At 36.3% G+C, this 20,013-nt stretch carries 30 protein-coding genes; 12 read left to right on the top strand and 18 right to left on the bottom strand.

Annotation, left to right across the window (positions count from 1 at the left end):
* The first annotated feature begins 91 nt into the window (after positions 1-91).
* A complete protein-coding gene (locus tag BQ3481_RS01755; RefSeq protein ID WP_320410702.1) occupies positions 92-2,482 on the top strand; it encodes a DEAD/DEAH box helicase in 2,391 nt (796 codons plus the stop codon).
* On the opposite strand, the gene BQ3481_RS01750 is transcribed toward BQ3481_RS01755, so the two are convergent.
* Positions 2,483-2,653: a hypothetical protein gene (locus tag BQ3481_RS01750; protein WP_157926695.1), complete on the bottom strand. Its 171-nt coding sequence runs from the start codon at positions 2,651-2,653 to the stop codon at positions 2,483-2,485. It abuts the gene before it with no gap.
* A gap of 64 nt (positions 2,654-2,717) precedes the next feature.
* Positions 2,718-2,984, bottom strand: coding sequence for an Lrp/AsnC ligand binding domain-containing protein (locus tag BQ3481_RS01745; RefSeq protein WP_157926694.1), 267 nt, complete (start codon positions 2,982-2,984; stop codon positions 2,718-2,720).
* 193 nt (positions 2,985-3,177) lie between these two features.
* Between BQ3481_RS01745 and BQ3481_RS01740 the strand changes: the two genes are divergently transcribed.
* A complete protein-coding gene (locus BQ3481_RS01740) occupies positions 3,178-3,342 on the top strand; it encodes a hypothetical protein (RefSeq protein WP_157926693.1) in 165 nt (54 codons plus the stop codon).
* A 304-nt stretch (positions 3,343-3,646) separates the two neighbouring features.
* On the opposite strand, the gene BQ3481_RS01735 is transcribed toward BQ3481_RS01740, so the two are convergent.
* A complete protein-coding gene (locus BQ3481_RS01735; RefSeq protein ID WP_157926692.1) occupies positions 3,647-3,811 on the bottom strand; it encodes a hypothetical protein in 165 nt (54 codons plus the stop codon).
* Positions 3,812-4,765: 954 nt separating this feature from the next.
* Positions 4,766-4,990 (bottom strand): hypothetical protein, encoded by a 225-nt coding sequence (locus tag BQ3481_RS01730; RefSeq protein ID WP_157926691.1) that lies wholly within the window; start codon positions 4,988-4,990, stop codon positions 4,766-4,768.
* Positions 4,991-5,167: 177 nt separating this feature from the next.
* Between BQ3481_RS01730 and BQ3481_RS01725 the strand changes: the two genes are divergently transcribed.
* Positions 5,168-5,440, top strand: a complete 273-nt coding sequence (locus tag BQ3481_RS01725; protein WP_157926690.1) for a DUF7521 family protein — start codon at positions 5,168-5,170, stop codon at positions 5,438-5,440.
* Position 5,441: 1 nt separating this feature from the next.
* Positions 5,442-5,783, top strand: coding sequence for a winged helix-turn-helix domain-containing protein (locus tag BQ3481_RS01720; protein WP_157926689.1), 342 nt, complete (start codon positions 5,442-5,444; stop codon positions 5,781-5,783).
* Positions 5,784-5,865: 82 nt separating this feature from the next.
* On the opposite strand, the gene BQ3481_RS01715 is transcribed toward BQ3481_RS01720, so the two are convergent.
* Positions 5,866-6,153 carry a winged helix-turn-helix domain-containing protein gene (locus BQ3481_RS01715; protein WP_157926688.1) on the bottom strand — a complete coding sequence of 96 codons (288 nt, stop codon included), beginning with the start codon at positions 6,151-6,153 and terminating at the stop codon, positions 5,866-5,868.
* A 98-nt stretch (positions 6,154-6,251) separates the two neighbouring features.
* On the opposite strand from BQ3481_RS01715, the gene BQ3481_RS01710 reads away from it, so the two are divergent.
* Together BQ3481_RS01710 and BQ3481_RS01705 are read left to right on the top strand one after the other, a co-directional pair.
* Positions 6,252-6,482, top strand: a complete 231-nt coding sequence (locus BQ3481_RS01710; RefSeq protein ID WP_157926687.1) for a hypothetical protein — start codon at positions 6,252-6,254, stop codon at positions 6,480-6,482.
* A 65-nt stretch (positions 6,483-6,547) separates the two neighbouring features.
* Complete coding sequence (locus BQ3481_RS01705; RefSeq protein WP_157926686.1) at positions 6,548-7,024, top strand: hypothetical protein; 477 nt, start codon at positions 6,548-6,550, stop codon at positions 7,022-7,024.
* A gap of 182 nt (positions 7,025-7,206) precedes the next feature.
* On the opposite strand, the gene BQ3481_RS01700 is transcribed toward BQ3481_RS01705, so the two are convergent.
* The 4 genes from BQ3481_RS01700 to BQ3481_RS01690 form a co-directional block, all read right to left on the bottom strand.
* Positions 7,207-7,692: a CBS domain-containing protein gene (locus BQ3481_RS01700; RefSeq protein ID WP_162287726.1), complete on the bottom strand. Its 486-nt coding sequence runs from the start codon at positions 7,690-7,692 to the stop codon at positions 7,207-7,209.
* 222 nt (positions 7,693-7,914) lie between these two features.
* Positions 7,915-8,073 carry a hypothetical protein gene (locus tag BQ3481_RS11585; protein WP_173848065.1) on the bottom strand — a complete coding sequence of 53 codons (159 nt, stop codon included), beginning with the start codon at positions 8,071-8,073 and terminating at the stop codon, positions 7,915-7,917.
* A gap of 407 nt (positions 8,074-8,480) precedes the next feature.
* A complete protein-coding gene (locus BQ3481_RS01695; RefSeq protein WP_157926684.1) occupies positions 8,481-8,768 on the bottom strand; it encodes a hypothetical protein in 288 nt (95 codons plus the stop codon).
* Positions 8,769-9,246: 478 nt separating this feature from the next.
* A complete protein-coding gene (locus BQ3481_RS01690) occupies positions 9,247-10,335 on the bottom strand; it encodes a hypothetical protein (protein ID WP_157926683.1) in 1,089 nt (362 codons plus the stop codon).
* A gap of 419 nt (positions 10,336-10,754) precedes the next feature.
* Between BQ3481_RS01690 and BQ3481_RS01685 the strand changes: the two genes are divergently transcribed.
* On the top strand, positions 10,755-11,531 hold the full coding sequence (locus BQ3481_RS01685) for a hypothetical protein (RefSeq protein WP_157926682.1): 777 nt from the start codon (positions 10,755-10,757) through the stop codon (positions 11,529-11,531).
* A 230-nt stretch (positions 11,532-11,761) separates the two neighbouring features.
* Here the strand turns inward: BQ3481_RS01685 and BQ3481_RS11650 are convergent, their stop codons facing one another.
* The gene (locus BQ3481_RS11650) at positions 11,762-12,538 is read right to left on the bottom strand and encodes a cupredoxin domain-containing protein (protein WP_231911827.1); all 777 of its coding nucleotides are present in this window, start codon (positions 12,536-12,538) and stop codon (positions 11,762-11,764) included.
* Between the two features lie 387 nt (positions 12,539-12,925).
* On the opposite strand from BQ3481_RS11650, the gene BQ3481_RS01675 reads away from it, so the two are divergent.
* Positions 12,926-14,404, top strand: coding sequence for an ArnT family glycosyltransferase (locus BQ3481_RS01675; protein ID WP_157926681.1), 1,479 nt, complete (start codon positions 12,926-12,928; stop codon positions 14,402-14,404).
* Between the two features lie 136 nt (positions 14,405-14,540).
* Here the strand turns inward: BQ3481_RS01675 and BQ3481_RS01670 are convergent, their stop codons facing one another.
* Positions 14,541-14,729 carry a hypothetical protein gene (locus tag BQ3481_RS01670; protein WP_157926680.1) on the bottom strand — a complete coding sequence of 63 codons (189 nt, stop codon included), beginning with the start codon at positions 14,727-14,729 and terminating at the stop codon, positions 14,541-14,543.
* Positions 14,730-14,816: 87 nt separating this feature from the next.
* A complete protein-coding gene (locus tag BQ3481_RS01665) occupies positions 14,817-15,035 on the bottom strand; it encodes a hypothetical protein (RefSeq protein ID WP_157926679.1) in 219 nt (72 codons plus the stop codon).
* A 183-nt stretch (positions 15,036-15,218) separates the two neighbouring features.
* Between BQ3481_RS01665 and BQ3481_RS11540 the strand changes: the two genes are divergently transcribed.
* Entirely contained in the window at positions 15,219-15,356 is a 138-nt protein-coding gene (locus tag BQ3481_RS11540; protein WP_162287725.1) for a hypothetical protein, read from the top strand.
* A gap of 74 nt (positions 15,357-15,430) precedes the next feature.
* Here the strand turns inward: BQ3481_RS11540 and BQ3481_RS01660 are convergent, their stop codons facing one another.
* The gene (locus BQ3481_RS01660) at positions 15,431-15,877 is read right to left on the bottom strand and encodes a hypothetical protein (protein WP_157926678.1); all 447 of its coding nucleotides are present in this window, start codon (positions 15,875-15,877) and stop codon (positions 15,431-15,433) included.
* Positions 15,878-16,057: 180 nt separating this feature from the next.
* Here BQ3481_RS01660 and BQ3481_RS01655 point away from each other — a divergent pair, with 180 nt between their 5' ends.
* On the top strand, positions 16,058-16,342 hold the full coding sequence (locus tag BQ3481_RS01655) for a hypothetical protein (protein WP_157926677.1): 285 nt from the start codon (positions 16,058-16,060) through the stop codon (positions 16,340-16,342).
* Positions 16,343-16,366: 24 nt separating this feature from the next.
* Here BQ3481_RS01655 and BQ3481_RS01650 read toward each other — a convergent pair whose 3' ends face one another.
* Positions 16,367-16,783 carry a hypothetical protein gene (locus tag BQ3481_RS01650; RefSeq protein WP_157926676.1) on the bottom strand — a complete coding sequence of 139 codons (417 nt, stop codon included), beginning with the start codon at positions 16,781-16,783 and terminating at the stop codon, positions 16,367-16,369.
* 203 nt (positions 16,784-16,986) lie between these two features.
* On the opposite strand from BQ3481_RS01650, the gene BQ3481_RS01645 reads away from it, so the two are divergent.
* On the top strand, positions 16,987-17,181 hold the full coding sequence (locus BQ3481_RS01645; RefSeq protein WP_157926675.1) for a hypothetical protein: 195 nt from the start codon (positions 16,987-16,989) through the stop codon (positions 17,179-17,181).
* On the opposite strand, the gene BQ3481_RS01640 is transcribed toward BQ3481_RS01645, so the two are convergent.
* The 3 genes from BQ3481_RS01640 to BQ3481_RS01630 form a co-directional block, all read right to left on the bottom strand.
* A complete protein-coding gene (locus tag BQ3481_RS01640) occupies positions 17,178-17,393 on the bottom strand; it encodes a hypothetical protein (protein WP_157926674.1) in 216 nt (71 codons plus the stop codon). The two genes, BQ3481_RS01645 and BQ3481_RS01640, sit on opposite strands and share 4 nt — an antisense overlap.
* Positions 17,394-17,528: 135 nt before the next feature.
* Complete coding sequence (locus BQ3481_RS01635; protein WP_157926673.1) at positions 17,529-17,816, bottom strand: hypothetical protein; 288 nt, start codon at positions 17,814-17,816, stop codon at positions 17,529-17,531.
* Positions 17,817-18,384: 568 nt separating this feature from the next.
* Positions 18,385-18,726, bottom strand: a complete 342-nt coding sequence (locus BQ3481_RS01630) for a coiled-coil domain-containing protein (protein WP_157926672.1) — start codon at positions 18,724-18,726, stop codon at positions 18,385-18,387.
* Positions 18,727-18,950: 224 nt separating this feature from the next.
* Here BQ3481_RS01630 and BQ3481_RS11700 point away from each other — a divergent pair, with 224 nt between their 5' ends.
* Complete coding sequence (locus tag BQ3481_RS11700; RefSeq protein WP_162287724.1) at positions 18,951-19,130, top strand: hypothetical protein; 180 nt, start codon at positions 18,951-18,953, stop codon at positions 19,128-19,130.
* A 236-nt stretch (positions 19,131-19,366) separates the two neighbouring features.
* On the opposite strand, the gene BQ3481_RS01625 is transcribed toward BQ3481_RS11700, so the two are convergent.
* Positions 19,367-19,939 (bottom strand): hypothetical protein, encoded by a 573-nt coding sequence (locus BQ3481_RS01625; protein WP_157926671.1) that lies wholly within the window; start codon positions 19,937-19,939, stop codon positions 19,367-19,369.
* Positions 19,940-20,013 lie beyond the last annotated feature (74 nt).

Raw genomic sequence — 20,013 nt, 5'->3', positions numbered from 1 at the left:
CAAAGATGCCATAAATCAATAAAACTGCGATCAGATACACAAAGTAAAAGATTCATAAATCGAGTTTACCAATGTCGAAGAATTATAGCTTATGAAAGAATTTGGCACCCTGGAATATGTTCTGGACACATATTCAAAAAACTGGACTTGGAAACTTACGGGCCCCAGAGCAGTAAGCATGGTAGCTCGTGTCATACCTCATGCATGGTACGGTAATGGCCCAGAAGAAGCCATAGTACCAGATACGATACAAAATGTAGAGAAGATAAAATGGATAATGGACAGATATCCGCTGGAGATAAGATCAAAATCAATATGGCATAGAAAAGTCCGCAAGGTTATTGTTCCGCAAAAAAAATGGACACGGATTGAAAAATTGCGCAAGGCAAGCCCCGGGCCCCAATTTCGCGGCAACCTGCTTGACTTTCAGAGAGAAGGTCTTGATTTTCTACTAAAATCATACGGCAATGCACTGCTAGCAGACGAGATGGGTCTAGGCAAGTGTCTAAAGGGCGATACGCTAATCAGCACAACAAACGGGAGTATTGCAATCAAGAAGATTTGGAAGCGAGCAAAAAGCATAGAGAAGGGCGGTGATGAAGAATGGGCCAGACTGGAAATTCCCACAAGTATACAAACTTTCGATGGAAAAAGCATAGTTGCCAAACAAGTGAACAGAGTATTTAGGCAAAAAATTAATGAATCCATAACAAAGATAACTCTCAAAAATGGTTCTGAGATAGAATGTACCAAGCGTCACAGATTTCTCACTCCCGATGGATGGAAGAGAGCTGGCGAATTAAATGTCAATGATAAAGTTGCAGTACCCTCAAAAACAGCACATGTTGTAAAGGACAAGTCGTCAAAAGATATTGCAGAATTAACGGTATTTCCATCACAAAAAATTGCAGAGACTGGAATATCATTTTCCCCCGACATTTACACACAATACAAATACATCCAAGGTACGAGTAAACAACTTGCCCTCCAGTCTTCTAAAATGTTAGAGCCAGATTATCACAATTTGACACAACAATTGCACAAGATATCTGCAGAGTCAGTCAACTGGTGTCCAGTCAAGTCAGTTGATGAAAAACAGTTTTCAGGATACGTGTATGATATATCGGTTCCCCAGACACACAATTATGTTGCAAATGGAATTATAACCCACAATACAGTGCAGACCTTGGCATATCTTGCGACAGAAAAACAAACATTTCCAGTATTAATTGTAGCACCACTTGTTACACTAAATAACTGGCAGAGAGAGACGCAAAAATTTCTCAAAAAACGTAGTCGCAACGGAAAAATTTCAGAGTCTGAATATCCATCATCTGTCTTGATAAGAACAGGCAAGGCGCAAGAACTGGGAAAATATGATGTTTACATCATAAACTATGATTTACTTCATAAGAGAATAGACGATCTTGCCAAATTAAACATCAAGACAATTGTATGCGATGAAGTACAACACCTCAGATCAAAGACAACTAAAAAATATACAGCTGTTAAAAAGCTTGCAGCGCTTGATTCTGTCAAATACAGAGTAGGCCTATCTGGAACACCAATTTACAACAGAGGCTCTGAAATATGGCCGATTGTGGACATATTAAGGCCCGGGCTTCTGGGAACATTTGATGAATTTTGTGAATATTTTTGCTATGTCAATGAAAAAGGAAAGGCAATCGTTCTTGAAAACAAGCGTGCAAGTCTAGGGGAAGAATTACGCAAGCATGTAATGCTAAGGCGAAAAAAATCTGATGTTCTAAAGGAGTTAAAGGATAAAGTTAGGTACAAGGAGCTTATTGATTCAGATATCAATTATTACCAAACAGAGCTTGGCAAAATTTGGGAGAGATTGGAAGAAGAGCAAAAAAGCGCAACAAGCGCCTTTGACAAATTTTCATCATACAAGAGAGCAATACAGAGCGAAAGGCAAGCTGCAGGCGTAGCAAAAGTTCCTCATGTGATAGAGTTTGTCAAAAACATCATGGAAATTGAAGAAAGTGTCGTAGTGTTTTGCCACCACAAGGCAATCCACGAATTACTTCACCGAAGCCTCTCAGAATATTCACCTGCATCAATCATTGGAGGCCAGAGTGACAAGGAAAGGCAAGAGGGAATAGACAGGTTCCAAAATGGTGAGACCAAGCTGATAATTGCCGGCCTCAGAGCTGGAAATGTAGGCATAAACTTGAGCAGAGCAAGATATGTAATATTTGCAGAACTTGATTGGAGTCCTGCAATACACAGACAGGCAGAAGACAGGTTGCACAGAATTGGACAAAAAAATACGGTCTTTGCATATTATCTCATGGGTAATGGTACACTAGATGATCACGTGGCAAATGTTTTGGTAGACAAGAGTTATGAAATTGATGCAATCATGGATGAGAAGGTAGAGACGTTTGAGAATAAGGAGAAGGCAGAACTCATTTTAGCACAGATTCATGACAAGCTAACCCATAGTATGATAAGATAGCTACTCTTCTTTTACATTATATTGATCAAAAAAGTCCTGACCTTCGCCTAGTTTTTGAGTCAGAAATGATTCTAGTTTTTTTATGACTTGAGCCCTTTCCATCTTTCCCTCTATGGTATCATAGTGTGTGGCCTTGGATTCACGGAATTTTTTGTAGCTCATTGCCTTCATGGTGTAAAATACCACACGCCCACACAAGTAGTTTTGTGTTGCTATTCAGATAGAAAATTCTTTCCTAGAATTTGGTTGCAATGACTAGTGTTGTTGTAGCATTAACACTTTGAATCTTGCGGATCTTGTTTTCAATTATTTCCTTGAGCAACTCCACAGTGTTTGACTCTATAATAGCCAAAATGTCATATGGGCCAGTTGTTCTAACACACTCTTTTACTCCCTGAATCTCTCGTATCTTGTCAATGATTCTCCCTTCAGAGCCTGATTCACAGTTTATCATGACACATGTTGTTTCAACATTTCTGTCCAGTTGTGAGGTTTGAAGCATAAATAGAGTCAGGGCACTTTTTGCATATTATGCATACTCAACAATGTAGCTGATTTATCATAAAGCTAGCTTAATCGATCAGATCGCAGCAAATGGCCTTGCCTGAAAAAATTACAGCGTGGAATATTTTGAACTAGATGTGTACAAAATTTCGTCCCAAGAATCAAATTGAAAAATAATACCAAGTAAAAAAATGCCAAATCAAACATTAAGCGAGCTTGTAAAGACAGCCGACAAGATAACAATCGATGAGATCAAGGGTAAAAAAGTCACCCTAAAAATAAGCTGGTTTGATCTAAAAGGAGCAAGAAAGTCAAAAAAGTTTCTTCTCAATGAAAAAGACAAGATAGAATTTTAAAAGTTTTCGCATCTTGGCTTTATTACAAATCCCCAAAATCTTCTTTTTTAATTTGGACAAATCACATCTATCGCATTTCCCATTACAAGACATCAGTTTACTTTGTTTATGACTGAATCATTTGTTCTATGATAACATAATAATAGAAATTGTTCAATTTGAATTCCATTGAAGATGTGTAGGTTGTAAAACTTACTCCAAAATTGGTGTCATTGGTTTGCGTTTCAGGCTGTCAATGGAATTCTTTAGTACAGGAATTTATCCAGTGTAGAATTGTCAAGAAATATGTACCGATATCCATATTCTAGAGATCTTGTTGTGTATGAACCTTGACATTACCAGGAGTTATCTCAACAGTTGCACTTAGCCTGATCACAGCACTTGTCGTTGTTTTTGGAATGTATGTGTAAAGTATAATTCCAGATAATACAATGCAACCAAGAACCAAGCCAACTGCCAGAGCATTCATTGTTATAACATCTAACTTGATACTTGTTATAATTTGTGCACCGATTGAACAAAATCAGAAACTAGTAAACATCTGCCAACACAATAGCAAATTAGATCATTGACAGAGTCCTTCTAAAGAAAAAATTTATCAAAAATATCATCGATTAAAAACAAGGGTTGTAGAATTTCATTTTTTTTCTGTTTTTATATGAAATCCAAACTTTCTTTATCTATGTTAAAATCTATGAGATGATCGTACAAATAAAAAATCGATGGGCAGCATTAGTTAATTGATCCAAAGGTTGGAATATCAAAGACTGACTACCATTAACTTGTGACCTTTGTTTTATACGAGAAAAAATTGCCCTTGTTCAGAAAATTATTTGTGTTACATTCAAATGAATATGAGTTTGAGTATGATGACGAGGACGATGACTAGCTATACCAATAGCACCCTGATATCATAGAAACAACAGAGACGGGCAAGTATTGAAGACAGTGTAGAGTCATTGTTTTTTCGCCCGTGGCAGAAATAAAAGCACTGTTCCCAACACAATAAGAATTCCTACAAGTGTAGTATACAACAATGCCAACGGTAATGATTTTACATAGTCAGATGTGGTGTTTGGAATCAAAAAATTAAATCCTGTAGACAATATCCAGATCAGAAAAAAGCATCCAACCAGAGCAGCAATATCAATAAACAGGATCTTTTGAAAGGGTTTCATAAAATTATACAATAATACCAATTGTTAAACAGTTGCCAGAGCACATCATGGAATCATGGTGGTTTTTCATTGTTTTTACAATATCTTAATTTTGCTTGGTACAAATGTCATAAAACCAGGCACACATTAGAAACTACAGATTCATTTAGAAAAGTTGTCAGGTCAAGCCAATTCTCTTTTTATAAAATTTTGTCAAAAAATACTAGACAGCATAAACAGCATATTCACTTGGTTCAGCTTTTTTACTATGGTCCAGATTCGCTTGATTCTGTAGACGCAGATTCAGCGGATTTAGTAGTATTTGCGGACGAAGTGGTTCCATTAGATTCTTGAAGATGCAATGCATTTTCTGTATTTTCTTCTCCAGGTAGTCCCATTGCCTTATCACCCAAAGTTGTCTTGAAGCCTACTACCGCTATGACAATCGTCAGTACTGCAATGCCCACACCAACAGCAATCTTCTTGTTCATGACACATACTTTCCTTATTCCATCATAAGAGTCTGCTTACCATTCCCAGTGATAAGAATGGACAGATTAATTAAAAACAGAAAGTTATGCCATTTATGATGAAGAGATGACAAATTTTTCAGCATCAGGACTTGTTTTTGCGATTGTGCTAAACCTCATTTGGACAAGTGATAAGAAATGGTAGATTTATCGATTACTCATTATGTTCTACTTGTGGCACATCTAATAGTAGGTTTCATCCTGGTTTTATTTGCTGCAAAGGCATTCAAGAAAACAAAATATCTGCCAATGCTTCTTTTAGTAATCGGCTTCACACTTCTAGTTGTAGGAGAGACAGTAATCGAAGAGGCATTTTCATTTCTTAATGATGAAAATCTACAGAAAATTATAGAGGAGTCATTTGAGATCGCTGGATTCATCACACTGATTTGGGCAGTCAAAAAAAGTTGAAATGGACAGCGACGATGACATCATATCAGTACTTGCGGATAAATATAGCAGAGAGATAATCATACTTTTAACAAATAACGAGTTGACAACACAGGAGATTGCTACAAAGCTTAACATTCCACTATCTACAAGCTACAGAAAAATAAAATTCTTAGAATATATGAAAATCATAAAGAAAACCAAGGTTATCAGAACCTTAGAGGGACTCGATGAAAGCTATTACAAGGGACTTGTTTCCGAAATTGAGATCAAGTTCAGGGATGGAAAGATTTCATATAAAATTGAACGACTTCAAATGAATGATAAGATAGTTAGACTCTGGCAAGAGTTTGGAAAAAAATAGGCATCATTATTGACATAATAGGATGGATTATAGATGAACATACCATTCATCATATCTCATTTCCAGCATTGTTCGCAACAATTCAATATCTTATTTTTATTTCCTGCACAGTTTCTAGGAATTTCTGTAGTTCTTGAAAAAAGTGTATTCCTTTTTCAGTAATGGTGAAAGTACGGGTTCTCCCATCATTTGTAGACTTCATTAATCCAAAGTCTATCAATTTTTGACATTTTTCAATTGCTGTATAATGTGATAGATTTGCACTTCTGGATATGGAGGATATTATTGTACCATGCCTATCACAATCCAGTACAACACGTAAAATATCCGATATTATACCCATTTCTGATCGGTATTGATGTTTTGACATGTTTCTAGTTCAAATTCTGTATTTAATTGCCTAACTACCGTTCTCATCAATGAAAATAGTAGAACCGGTTTTATTCCAATTTACTTATTACTCATTCAATGAAATTGCGTCTATACGGACTGATGATACTTGTCATACTTGCCACAAGCGCACCAACACTAGCTCTTGCACAATATGAAAACCAAGGGGACAATCAGGGAGGCACAACGATCCTGGCAATTTTTAGTTTAACATTGTATGTTACCATATCTGCAATATTTGCTGTAGTTGGATATTCGATTTGGCAAGTATACAAAATAAGAAGAAAGTCCATAAAAAAATTAGCGTAATTTGTATGCGATTTTTCTCTCCGATTCATTTCTTAAAAACATTAGCGATAGTAGCACTGGTATTCGTGCCAATTCTAGCCTATGCTGATGATAACAGTGTATTCAGTACAGCCGCAACTCTTGGCTGGCTGGCTATTGGATGCGGGGTGACAGCAAATCTCTCTCTTGTAATATTCAAAATGGTAAGAAAAATTCCAGTCATGAAAGTAATCGGGCGTTCTGCCACATCACAAAGTTTGACACCTATGTACAAACCTGTATTGAACTTTCACATTATGTTAAATTCAGTAGGATTCCTTGCAGGGGTATCACATGGATTTATGCTCATCCGAGGACTGGACTATATCTCACTCTCAATGGTCACAGTCATGATTGTATCAATGATTAGTGGTATACTACTTCGATTCACATATGGTAAAAATTTGAAATTTGTCAGTAGACTAGTTCATGGTCAAGCTATTCTTGCTGCATTATTAGTAACACTTGTTGTTTTACACATAATTACAAGATGGCACCAGGGAGTTATCATGGGTTTCATATGAAACAGGTTTAGCAAATCATGGCCTCTTCTAACACGTGAAAAATAGATATTATTAAATATTTATAAATATACACATAATTTGAATGTGAGAGCTCGCTTGACTCCCCGTACCGGGAAAGATGTTTGCAGCGCCAGCCTATGATGCACTATCATCAAATGATATTAGAGAGTTAGAAAGATCTCTCAAGCATAAAACAAATACATGGCAAGATCTCTGGTCGTAACCATTCCAACAATTTCGTCTTTTTCCAATATTGGAAGATGATCTATGTTATATTTTCCCATCAGATATGATGCTTCCTGAATTGTTTGAGTTGGACTTGCACAAATTAGTGGTCTTGATGCAAGATAACTTAAGATCAGACATCTGGCAGGTACATGCACAGCTGCAACTATACGTGCCAAATCCCTTTCTGTAACTATGCCAAACGGTTTTCCATATGCAGTGATTATTATGCTTCCAGTCCTTTTTTGCATCATGGCAATAATCGCATCATGTGCAGTTTTGGTATGATCCAATGTTACGATATCTCGTGTCATGATGCTTGCTATTGTAGTGTGCTCAGATCTGGAAATATCTTTAACATAATCCCGGGTTTTTGCATCATCCATCACATCTTGTATATCATACAGTATTTCAGAATGGTGATTTTCAAGTGTTGTCACCATGATATCCATAAGGACTTGCTAGCCAATAAGCATTGTCAGTCTAGTTTATACCCTATGTTTTTATCAATTTGTCTTTCTTTAGTCTGCCAAAATAATCTATGATACATGCTTCATGAGTGTAACTAGCGGCATTACAACGATTTTGGCAAAACCAGCAAATACCTTTGCAAAAGTTTGGTGATTCCTTATCAGGCATTCGTTGGTACAAACATGATTCTATTCTCAATCCCCTCCCCCAATGTCACATCCACACAGTCCAAATTCATCAATTTTATTTCCACACACTCCACACTCTTCCTTAAATTGCACTTCCCATGATTCTTTTGAATAAAGACGGAGGTGTTCGTTGATCTCTTTTGGAATGACGCTTTTGAGTGACAAGTCCTACTACTCCCAATCATCCAGCAGTTTTAGACAATATGCACATATGAAATAACCATTTTCTTCCTCAAATTCTGCTTTACATCTTTTATAGACTTTTGATTTTTTCAGCATAATTATTTGCAAATCATATCACTACCAATCTTGATACTATATCTGCCACATTCAACAAATTCCATCCTAAACCCTAAGACATGATTCAGAGGATGCTTTTTGGCAACATTGTATACCATATGCCAATTCTCCAACTATTATTACATCACCGTCCCTATTAAATTGGCTCTGGCAAGAACACATCCAAGACGTGAGATCTGTGGCCTGGTACCATTTGTGTATCATATCACTTGAGAACTAATTTGTAGATCATGTTACATCCCAGGTATACGGGACTGGTTTTTGTCTTGACATTAACTGAGCATGACTTTCAAAAAGGCTTCTTTGGTTTCATCCATATCATCCAGTCTTTCTGATTCCATTCGGATTTCATCCACAATAGAATAATATTCATTTTGATATACTTCTTTCAATATGTCTCGTAAGTGTTCTGGATGATCAATGCATTCAAAAATCCAAAAATTATGATATGATTGGAGTTTAGCCAGAACTAAATTATAATTGGTGTTTCCCCTTCTCATCAATACCACTTCAACACAAGTCATAAAGGCGATTTTATTTTCCCGTTCTTTGGAATTCATGTTTATTTTTTCAATCATTATGTTATAATGTTTGCGGGACAAGACACCCTTTATTTGTACGGTATATTTTCGTATTTTTTACATTGAGTCAAAAACTCAAATCCTATAAGGTTCAATTATTGAACTTGGAGTCATACTTGTGAAAAGTATTCCGGTCCTAGGAATCTCATTATTTCCAGAGCAGCAAATGCTTTTTTATAAAATTCAATTATATCTGACGTGTATTTGACAGTCAAAGTTGGAGCCACGGCATTATATCAATCATGGATGGTTTTACCATGATGGTATTCTATGAAAATAGACTTTATTTCAGATTTATTTCTCAGATTTAACTCACATAAGACTAGACCGTCACGAGAATGATTCGCCATTGCTTTGTCCACTAGGTGTAGTGTCTTCCTTGAAATATAAGATAGAAAACAGAGAATTGTTTAAAAACAGTTTAAGATTAGATCTTGACGATTCGTTACAGATATTGTCAGTTTAACGCGTGAATTGTGTTTAGATATTGTATTATGTTTGCAAAGTCATTTCTAGTAATATCTCCATTTGTAAGCATGGTTGCAGGTTTTGAAACCCATGACGGTATATGAGAACCCGTAATATCATATTCATCCAATACGTCATTTACATAGATGCCCTGATTAGGATATCGCAACCAGTTTGTGACGTCATCTAATAAATTAGATGGCTCTGATCGTTGGAGTGATTTCAGTAATTCTGCACTATAAAGCATCTTGTATTCAGGATAGCAGTTAAGCATTGTTGCATTATTTTTATGATAAAAATTCCATTTATCACATTGTACATCATATTCATATTTTGAATTATCGCCCTTCCAATCAAAACCATTCGTGATGTTTGGATCTGGATATCCATGTCCACGTATCAAGGTTATAGTATTGTTATCATAATCTGTTTTTACTTCAGCATACAATGCATTTGGATACAGGAAAATCACATCAGGATGACTTGTTATTGCATCAAATTCTTTTTTGGTAACATATTCACTATGTAAAACTATTACTCTCTTGTATTGCTTTAGAATGTCAGGATTTTTGTCAATATCCTCATCAGTAACAAAAGGAAACTGGAGTAATTTCAGTGCCCATGCCCCTGCTATGCTGGATGCTTGTACGCCGTTAATCTTGGTCGGCATACTTACAGTAAGACAAGTTGTATCACATTTTTTGTTATAATAATCATAAAATCCATTTGCACCATATGCAGCCTGTGTAAAGATAGGATAAACAAAAACAATGTCTTTTGGCTTGTTAAAGAGTCCAATTTTCTGATACACGTCAGTCAAATTCGGCTTTAATTGTATAGAAAGCGATATGAGATTTGATTTTTGATCATAATGTGGAATAACATTAAACAAGAGTTGGTCCACCGGCAATTGGACGATTTGTTTATTTCTCTCAGTATTGGAAATAATTTCTAAATAATCACCAGTGTTTGCAGGAGGTCCATATTGGACAGAATTTGGAGACTGGGCAAATGCAATTCCAAAGAGTGATGCTCCAAAAAAAGTAAGAATAAATGCCAAGATTAATTTTAGATTCAAACTGGTTAACCTTATTTTGGAGCAATATAATAGATTTAAGAGTTCCGTGTATTATTACGATATTTGTTCTAAGACTTCTCAATGAATAGCCATCTCAGAGAATATTGTAGTACAAACATGATCAAGAATAACATGTGAAAGTACCATGATTTTCCATATGGATTGAAATGACAACATGGATTTATTTTTGATACATTTTATTTGCAAGCTTCTGAAATTGGTTTAAAGTTTTCTCAGCATTGTCACTTGTCGTTGTTAAGTTACATAGTTCCGCGATTGTTTAACAATAGAATTATCATTACAATGCAATGAAAATTTTTACAGACAAAAAACAAACACATCAAAAACTCTAACAACACTTTCCGGATCTACAATATTGCTCTTGTTGTTTAGTCTTTCCGAACAATCAATTGTAAACTTTGCAGCAGCAGACAGTAGTAATAAAAATTCTACAAATACAAATTATCAGACTGGAAATAGCAGCAATGACAAAGACCAGTCATGGAGTGATTATCAAACAGCTCTTCATCAGGCAAATCAGGACTTGGAATACCGTGAGAAATGCCACACAAAGCTACAGTCAGACAATGCAAAATGCAGAACAGATAAAACAAAAAGCAGACAGTGATGCAAGGCAGACTTTTCGTGTAGTAAATGCATCAAGACAGACATATGAAATAGCAGAAGATGCTGCAAACGGAGACAAGTCTGCAATAGCACAGGCATCTGCTATAAGAGACAGTATCATAGGCAATGCAAAGATTACATTAGATATCGCAATTGGTCAGGCCGATGTGACAGAGAAAAATGCAGAGATTCAGGCAGAAGTAACAAAGATACAAGCGATTGGTTCTGCCCAAGCCGTAAAAGACAAGGCATCTGGAGATGCCCTAGTTGTATATGACAATATCAAGGGTGGTAAAAATGCAGCCCGAGATCAAACAGTGGAAACCGCATCAATTGCACAAGACAATTCCATTTTATCCGCAAGAAATGATCAGGAGAATACAAATGGCGGTTTTGAAGTATCCATCATGCAAGCCAAGGCAGTAGAGGATGCAACCATATCGGCATACAATGCATTAGGTCAAGACCAAGTAACAAAAGACAAGGCATACGAGCAGACGGATGTGACAAAAGATAACTCTGATGCAACTATCAGGGTTACAAAGGATCAGGCAATAGTTACTGCATGACAGTCCTAAGCCTATATTACATCTTTTTTATTTCATTCCCAGGAATTTTGGATCTACCATGTATAATGAATTTTTTTGAACATATTTGGAGAGTTGTTCTGTTAGTTCAATTATTTTATTTCCAGGTTCTGTTCATACCTTACACCAAGATACCCTTGAGACGGTAACAAGTATTGCTTTAGAGTCAAAATAAAAATGAAAAGGAATGATCGAGTTATTAGACCCAGATCTTATCTACGTCGTACTGCAGTCCAGATTCCTATACCACTTACAATTCCAAATATTACAATTCCAGCAACCCATGCAGCTACTTCATCACCAGTTGGTCCAGGTGATGGGCTGACAGTAGTCGGGCTGGCAGAATATTGTGGTGTTTCTGGTGTTGTTGCAGATGGTGTTGTTGTTGCAGATGGTGTTGTTGTAGTTGTAGTGTTTGCAGCTGGTGTTGTTGCAGATGGTGTTGTTGTAGTTGTAGTGTTTGCAGCTGGTGTTGTTGTAGTTGGTGTTGTTGCAGCTGGTGTTGTTGTAGTTGTAGTGTTTGCAGCTGGTGTTGTTGTCATGTTAGACATAGTTGTTGTCATATTCGACGTTGTAGTACTTGGTGTGGTACTAGCTGCTCCTACAATTACCTGACCTGTCATCCATGGATGAACAGTGCAAAAGTAATCATATGTGCCTGCATTTGCAAAAGTAAATTGGAATGTACTGCCTGGTTTGATCAAATTACCGCTATCAAACACAGTTCCAGTTGTTTCATCGGACGGTTTACCGCTTGTCACATAATGACTTACAGTATCAGTATTTTTCCAAGTTACTGTTGTTCCCGGTGTAACATTCAGAGGATTTGGAGAAAAGCAATTATTTGCAGTGACACAAGCCGCTGATGCGGAAGCGCCTGCGCCCTTTACCATATCAATTTCATTTGCTGTTTGTCCAAATGCTGGTGCTACACCTAAGATAGCAACTAGAGCCAAAAGACCAAATAGTACGCCAAATGGTTTTGACATTTTCATCGATTCCTCCGCTTTAAATCTATTAATAAATTATATCCATCATTTTATGATGCCTCAAAATTCTGTCTTGTAGGTTTTTGTACCAAATATGACCCTCAATACGATATCCTAGAGTGCAAACAACACATGCTATTGAGACGACTTACCAAGCCACAAGATTAGGAAAAACCAGATAAAACTATACCAGTTGATTGATATCAGTCATGGTTCATCTACAGGATATCAAGTGGGCATAATGATTCAGTTTGAAGAGTTTTTATCCACATGATATGTTCAACATCAACATGATTTGAAAAATGAATCTTTCTTCTAGAACATAAACCCGTACAAGACAGTACAAACTAGAATAAGTTTAATGCATTAGAAAAATGTCACAACATATTGAATGCAAGACTTGAATTTGTAAACAAGTACCGCCTTTTGATAATATCCATACTGATAGTTTCTGTTTTCACGCATCTTTGGAATGTAGATGGCTTTCCAGATATTTTCTTTGATGAGGGGATATACATGCACAGGGCAATGCATGTACTAAATGGCTTAGGCCCCCAAGAAGGATCGTTTTATGATCATCCATTTTTTGGACAAACATTTCTTGCAGTAATACTTGGTTTCATAGGATATCCCAGCTCTCTGCATTCCTCAGGTGATACCAACTCCATTGCCATCCTGTATACAATACCAAGAATCATAATGGGACTACTTGCGGTTGCAGATACGTTTCTCATATACAAGATAGCGGGCAAACACTACGGACAAAAGGTAGCATTGGTTTCTGCAGCATTATTTTCGGTGATGCCAATATCATGGATCTTTCGCAGAATATTGCTTGATTCAATCTTGCTGCCTTTTCTTTTGCTATCAATATGGACTGCACTCCAATCTAAAAATTCCAAACATATCACCGGGCTAGTTTTGTTATCTGGCATATGTCTCGGACTGGCAGTATTTACGAAAATTCCCGCCTTTACTACAATTCCCTTGGTTGGAGGTATTATTTTTTTCAGCAATACCAAACGTTTCAAGTTACTTGCATTGTGGATTATACCCGTAATTTTGATTCCCTCCTTGTGGCCAGTTCAAAGCATAGAGGCTGGACACTTTAACTATTGGATGCATGATGTATTTTATTTTCAGACTCATAGGGTTGGAGGTGCTGATCTGAATGTAATATCAAAAGAATTTGCAGACATGGATCCCGTTTTATTTGGATTAGGAATTGCAGGCATTGGCTTTGCAGTAATCAGGAGAGATTATCTGATACTAGGATGGTTTGCCCCGTTTGTAGTTTTTCTGTATTTCATAGGCTATAACCAGTATTTTTATTGGATTCCAGTAATACCTGTGATGTGTATTGCTGCTGGAGTGTTGATTACAAAGTCATTTGAAAAGATACCTAAGAGAAAAATTTCCAAAGATGGTATGATTGTGTTTGTTTTAGGGATCTGTGCCTTTGGCATGATAGGCCTTGTGCAACTCATATCTACAGATATGACAAGTGCAGAATATTCTGCAACATCTTTTGTTGTAAACCAGTCAATTGGTAATGACACCACCATTCTTGCAAGCCCCACTTATACATGGATATTCAGCAATGTGTTTCACAAGAATAATGTTCCGCTAGATTACTCCCAGATACTCTTCGAGCCCATCAACACAACAAAAGTTGTCCTAGTGGCGGATCCACATTACATGGTAGACTTTAACAGAGGAAGACAGATTGTCGACATGTACAATTCCACACAACTTGTTGCTACATTTGATGATGACATTTCTAAATATTTCACCGATCACTATCCCTACCAGAGTCTTCGCTCCACTGTCGAGGGCATACATATAGAGATCCGAGAGAAAAATTAACAAAAGCATAACGTTGTATTTTTAAAATAATGACATCGTGTAAGTTAGATAGTGATTCTTCAAAGTACAGTCACAAGAAATGTTTCAAACAATACCAGGCAATTTACAATGTTTGAAAATCCAGATGTAATGTTTACTAGACTTGACTTATTATCTTGTCCTTGTATGCAAGCACTGCTTTTTTAATCTCAGAGTAGCTGCTTGACAAGTCTCCAGTTTTTTCAAAGTCGGTTAATGTAGATTCTAGTTTTTGCACAAAATCTAGTGCGTCGTCGTTGTTCTTTTTTAGTTTCTTTTTCAGTCCATCTATTTGATTAGGTTCCATGTCTCTTCTTTGTATTGGATCTAGTATAAACATTGTTTCTGACACAAATTTTAGTAATCGAGTTGGTTTGAATGATCTTTTATGTCATCATCTTTTATGACGGTTTGATGCATCATATTGTTTTGCCCTATTCTCATTATAGTTTATTTGTAGCATGACATGTCTGAGCTTTTTTCGCTTGTTCTCATCAGGAAAATGGATGAGCATAAACTCATCGAGTTCCTCAACTCCCCTGTCTTCAAGAATTTCAAGTCCAATCCTTCCTGCTTCGCGTGAGTTGTCAAGGCCGCATTTGTTACATGCCACACCCCGAGCAATCCTTGCCCTACACCTAGAATTGACACAATATATCATAAAATAGAATCTTCCCATGAACTATAAAAATGACCCGAGATGATTCTAAAAATTTGCGCCATGAACTAGATTGAAATCAGTAGGCAGAAAAATGTTCAGAAGCATTAATTTTATGCAGAACATCACAAATAAAAAATGAAAGAGTATGAATGTCTTGAATGCATGTCAAAGAATACCGGTCAATACATGGACCCAATTGAGAAAAGCGACGGAATGCATTATTATTTCCTGTGTGAAGACTGCAAACACGAGTGGGAAATCATACTAAAATAATTAATCGTCAAAGGTTCTTCAAAGAAATACAAATCATTTTACAAATATGCCATATACAAAAATAAAAAAGGGATCTATGGATTTCGTGTAGGTTTCCAAGATGAGAACCATGATTGGATTACGCTCATATCCATGCTTGTAAACGCCTTCAAGTTATCATTGAATGTCTTGATGTTCTGTCTTGTTGCATCTATTGCAGTTATTACCGCCTTGTTCTGCAAAGAACTTGTTTTTACAAATTCGTCTGTTACATCATTGATTGATTTCAGATAGGATTGTGGAAGATTGGCACCAAGACCGCTCTTTGTCATCACATCCTGATGAAATGCAATTGTATTATCCATTACATTTTTGCATGTCGATGTAAACTCTTGTTGCAGGTGAGAAATTGCCTCAATGTATTGTGTTATGTTTTTCTCGACTTCATCAAAGTAACGACTTAGATTCTGTCGATATACTGCATAGACTTCTTTTGTCTCCGGTTTGTTTGCCCTCTCGCTTAGCATTTCAGTTTTACTCATGGCTTTATTTTCTAGTTCTACGTCATAAAGATCTTGATAATAAATTACTTAGAGATACATACAATACATGATGAAATGATTAACATGCATAATTATTTGAAAAACATGTTTGACTGTTTCTTGTAACATATGATACTGGAATGACATGGTTAATTACGATGTGCAAAAACCATACAAGACATGGGAGACGGAATAGGTGGGCCAGTAATTGTCTGTTTATCAGGAAACACTTTTCAAATGTCTGTAACACACTTTCGTAAAGACAACAAGGAAGAATATGGCAATATCGAAAGAATAATGATTGCCAAAGTCGATGATCCTACAAATCCTCAATATGAGGAAAAAACCATTTATGATCTAGAACGCGCCCTGAAAGGCAAATTTGTGACATGTAATGTTCAGTACAGAGACTCAAAGACAGACATACTTGTTTGCAACGTATTTGTTCAAAACCCTCCAGAGTAGTCAAGTTGCAGGAATGTTAGTTTTCTAGGTTTTTGACTCTTGAAGGTTCCAACAGTTTTTGCACAGATAGCCTTTGAGATTCCATTCTTTTTTTGCACGGCGTGGCATAAAACCAAGTTTTGTATTACATACAACACAATTTTTTTTCAATTCATTGTCTGACTTTTCCCATTCATTAAAACAAGGTTCACACAGCCATCCCTTTAATTCCCATTCTTTTTTTGGCCTCCACAGATTTAGTCCCCCTGGCTCGTCTCCACATGCAATACACTTGTCATCGCTATTGGTTTTTTTACTCACCGGTTTTTTCATCAAATCCACGTAACAGTTTGCGCACACCTGTCCTTTGACATTCCACTCTTTCTTTGGCTTGCTAGTCCGAGCGGTTCTCTTTTTGCAAACTGCACAAAATTCTTCTTTTTTATTACCAAAAAAGTTCAACAAGTATACATTTCATACTAGACTAAAAAAGATTGACCACTACCTCAATCGGTCAAAGGATTGCCATACTAACATCATCCCGTCGAGTCCCAGTGGTAGACTTGATATCATGCCATACCTGATAAATTGTTTGCTAGAATGGTATTATTTTTACCATACCAATAGAAATTGCTAAATCACTAGTCCAGTCAAGATATCATGAATTGATAAAGTCATTTTTTGCCATATCATTAATCACGTTTAGTCTTTCCGTAGCATCATTTCTTGTCATGCATACTTACAAATCCTACATTGCTGGATGGGCAGCAGTTATTTTTGGATTTATTGCCATCATCACAATGATGATTCCAGGGCTTGAAAAATTACGTGCCAAAAAAATTACAAAACCTAAAACCTAGGCATTGTCACCTTTTGGGGCAGGTTTTCTGCGAAAATATATTGTAAACCCGCCGCCGACCACAACTAATGCAACAAGTATTATTCCGAATTGTGTAGGATCAACATAGCTCCACATGGCAGGATCGTTGCCCGGATCAACTTGAGCATGAACAGAGTTCATGGTCAAAAAAAACAGTGTTGAAATGACAACTAGTCCTGTTGGTATTCTCATTAAAATTATAATTTAAAATTACCTATAAAGAATTATGGATTTTCTCAGACTCTGGTTGTGACAATTACCCAGCAATACCACAACATACTGTCTAGAATTAGGTTTCAGTTATTGGTAGATTTTGTGAATATGATTCTAGAATAAGGCTTCTACCGATTTTAAGACATCCCATACAGGACCTACGTGGCCAAATTCATCAAAAGCTATCTGGCGCGTATCCCGTATCTTTCTCTTATTATCAGGATCATCTCTTAGCAAGACAACCAAATCTTCTAGCCTATCTGCAAGCTTGGAGTGATCTTCCTTGTCTACATCTTGAATAGATTTCACCTCATCAGGTGTTAAAATCGTCAATGGTTTTTTTGATTCAGATAGTGTTTTTATTATTTCGTCGATTTTTAGAATTGTCGTCTCTTTGTCCAATGATTATCATGGAAAAAATCCATTATTTAAATTGAATTCTAATTTTTAAACGTCAAGATGGTCATTTTTAAGAATCATTTAGCATCACTGTCGCATATGGTTATGACTGGATGTTAGCAATCTTGGCATCAGTTATTCCTTTTGTTAAAAGAGTTGACGTATATCTATTCCCAGTACATTTTCTGCCTGAAACCATCATGTTTGCTTGGATGTGCTGCATGAAAGTGTCTCTCTAACCGTACAGGGTCATCAAATTGCATTCCGCATTCTTTGCATTTGAGACTTTTTTGTTTTACATCCATGCCAGAACATTGTTTTACTTGATTCTAAGTTTTACGATACATGACAACGTATCCATGACAGGATTCAATCGGCAAGACTGGACATAGATAAAACTGTCAAGGTGTGAAAGATCAGAGCCTACAGGATTAGGACTGATATATTAAACATTTTGAGGCGATGTCAGCCATACCTCACATTTCCATTCATGGATGAATTATCGATAAAGTAGAGTACAATGATATCATATTTTCTAGACATTCCATAGTGAGAACTAGATAAAAACAAATCACTTGCCAAGTTCTTTCATGTTAGCCTCAAGAACGACTAGTCTTCTTTGTGCAATATCAATGGCGCGTTTTAGGATGTCAATTTCGTCCCTGTTTTGTTTGCCCATCTCATTTACACTGTCAAACAAGACTTTGGATTCAGTTGTCATTCCATCGTCTGTCTTGTCCATTCTAGTTGCGAGGCGTTTACGTTCTTCTTCTAATTTTTCCAGTTTATTATCAGTCTCATCAATTCTTGTTTTTACAGTATTAATCTCAGCATGAATTGACTTTAATTCTTCTTCTATCTTGTTTATAGATGGAGCAAGAAATCTTTCTATTCCGGATGATTTCTGCCCCATAATTTGTGATATGCTGGTTCCTAGTTAAATCATACCATCAATGATGAAAGTTGAATATTGCCAGTGAAAAAGATATGATGTTCGATGATCGCATGTACATTTTAGTCACATCCAGTACACAAGACAAAACTTGTGAATTTATACAAAGCGATATTGTGAAAACTGGACATATTTAAGAAAATATAAAATGACTCTTATATGACAACACTAGGTAGAATAATTTAATGCAGATACCGTTTGGACTTATAATTTTGATCGGATGCCTCTTAATTGGAATCTACGCAATGGCAGATTATATCATGCCAAATGTAATTTGCAAAGTCATTCCTCGTACCAGTATTAGAACACAGATGGGACAATACAATTCACATGTACTTTCAGACATATGTTCTGCAATAACATGATATCTTTACTCAAAGATACTACGTAGAATAGAGATAACACAACAATTGCACGGCTAGACCAATTAGAGATTATTCACAAATCAGTCCGAAAATGCCCCAGATATTTTGTTTCAATTTTTGGTCGCAGTGATTCATGTTGCCCATTTTTGAGAATGATTCTATTGTCTCTTAGATTAATTGATACGCCATCCCTCGAAGGAGTTTGACGTTATAGCGGTTTTTCTTACCTTTTAGAGTCAATTTTCACATGAAAGAATTGTTTTTTTCAGATCGTCTGCTACGACAGAATTGAATTCTTTTTCCAATCTTGACGTTGTTATGGCTCTTCTATTTCGGAATAATTCTTCAATTGTGTTTCTTGATAATACCCAAAATTTCCATTGGTTAAGATTTGTCGTATCTGCTATTTTTTCGTCCCTTTCAAAAAAATAACATAGAACATAGACATCTGCCTGAAAGTCAGATTCTTTGGAGTAGCCTGATTCTCTCGAATAACTATGCGTTTTATGAATAGTAAACTGTGGATTGATCTTTTTTCGTTTCCATGCTTGAAGATATGATGTGGTTTTTACTTCTATTCTTTTATCATTTATGCTCAGATCAAAAGAAGCCCATCGATCATCAGGTATGTCGTCAACTCCAAGCGACCACGCTACAATGTATTGACCTAACATACCTCTTGTAACGTTCTGAGAAAGATCAGAATAAGCCCATTTCCAAAAATTGATCATGTTGCTAGTTTTTCCGTTTAGAACTGCCGGAATATTATCAAAATGAAATGATGCTTCAGGTTCTGAAAATTTTCTCATCGAATAAACCTAGTAATTCCCAATCTAAAAGATTACGACAATAGCATGTCCCCAAGCGTAATTTGGGGGTAAAC

Source organism: Candidatus Nitrosotalea okcheonensis (assembly GCF_900177045.1).
Lineage (GTDB): Archaea > Thermoproteota > Nitrososphaeria > Nitrososphaerales > Nitrosopumilaceae > Nitrosotalea > Nitrosotalea okcheonensis.
The sequence above is the reverse complement of the archived record's forward strand: the minus strand, read 5'-3'. Positions and strand labels throughout refer to the sequence as shown.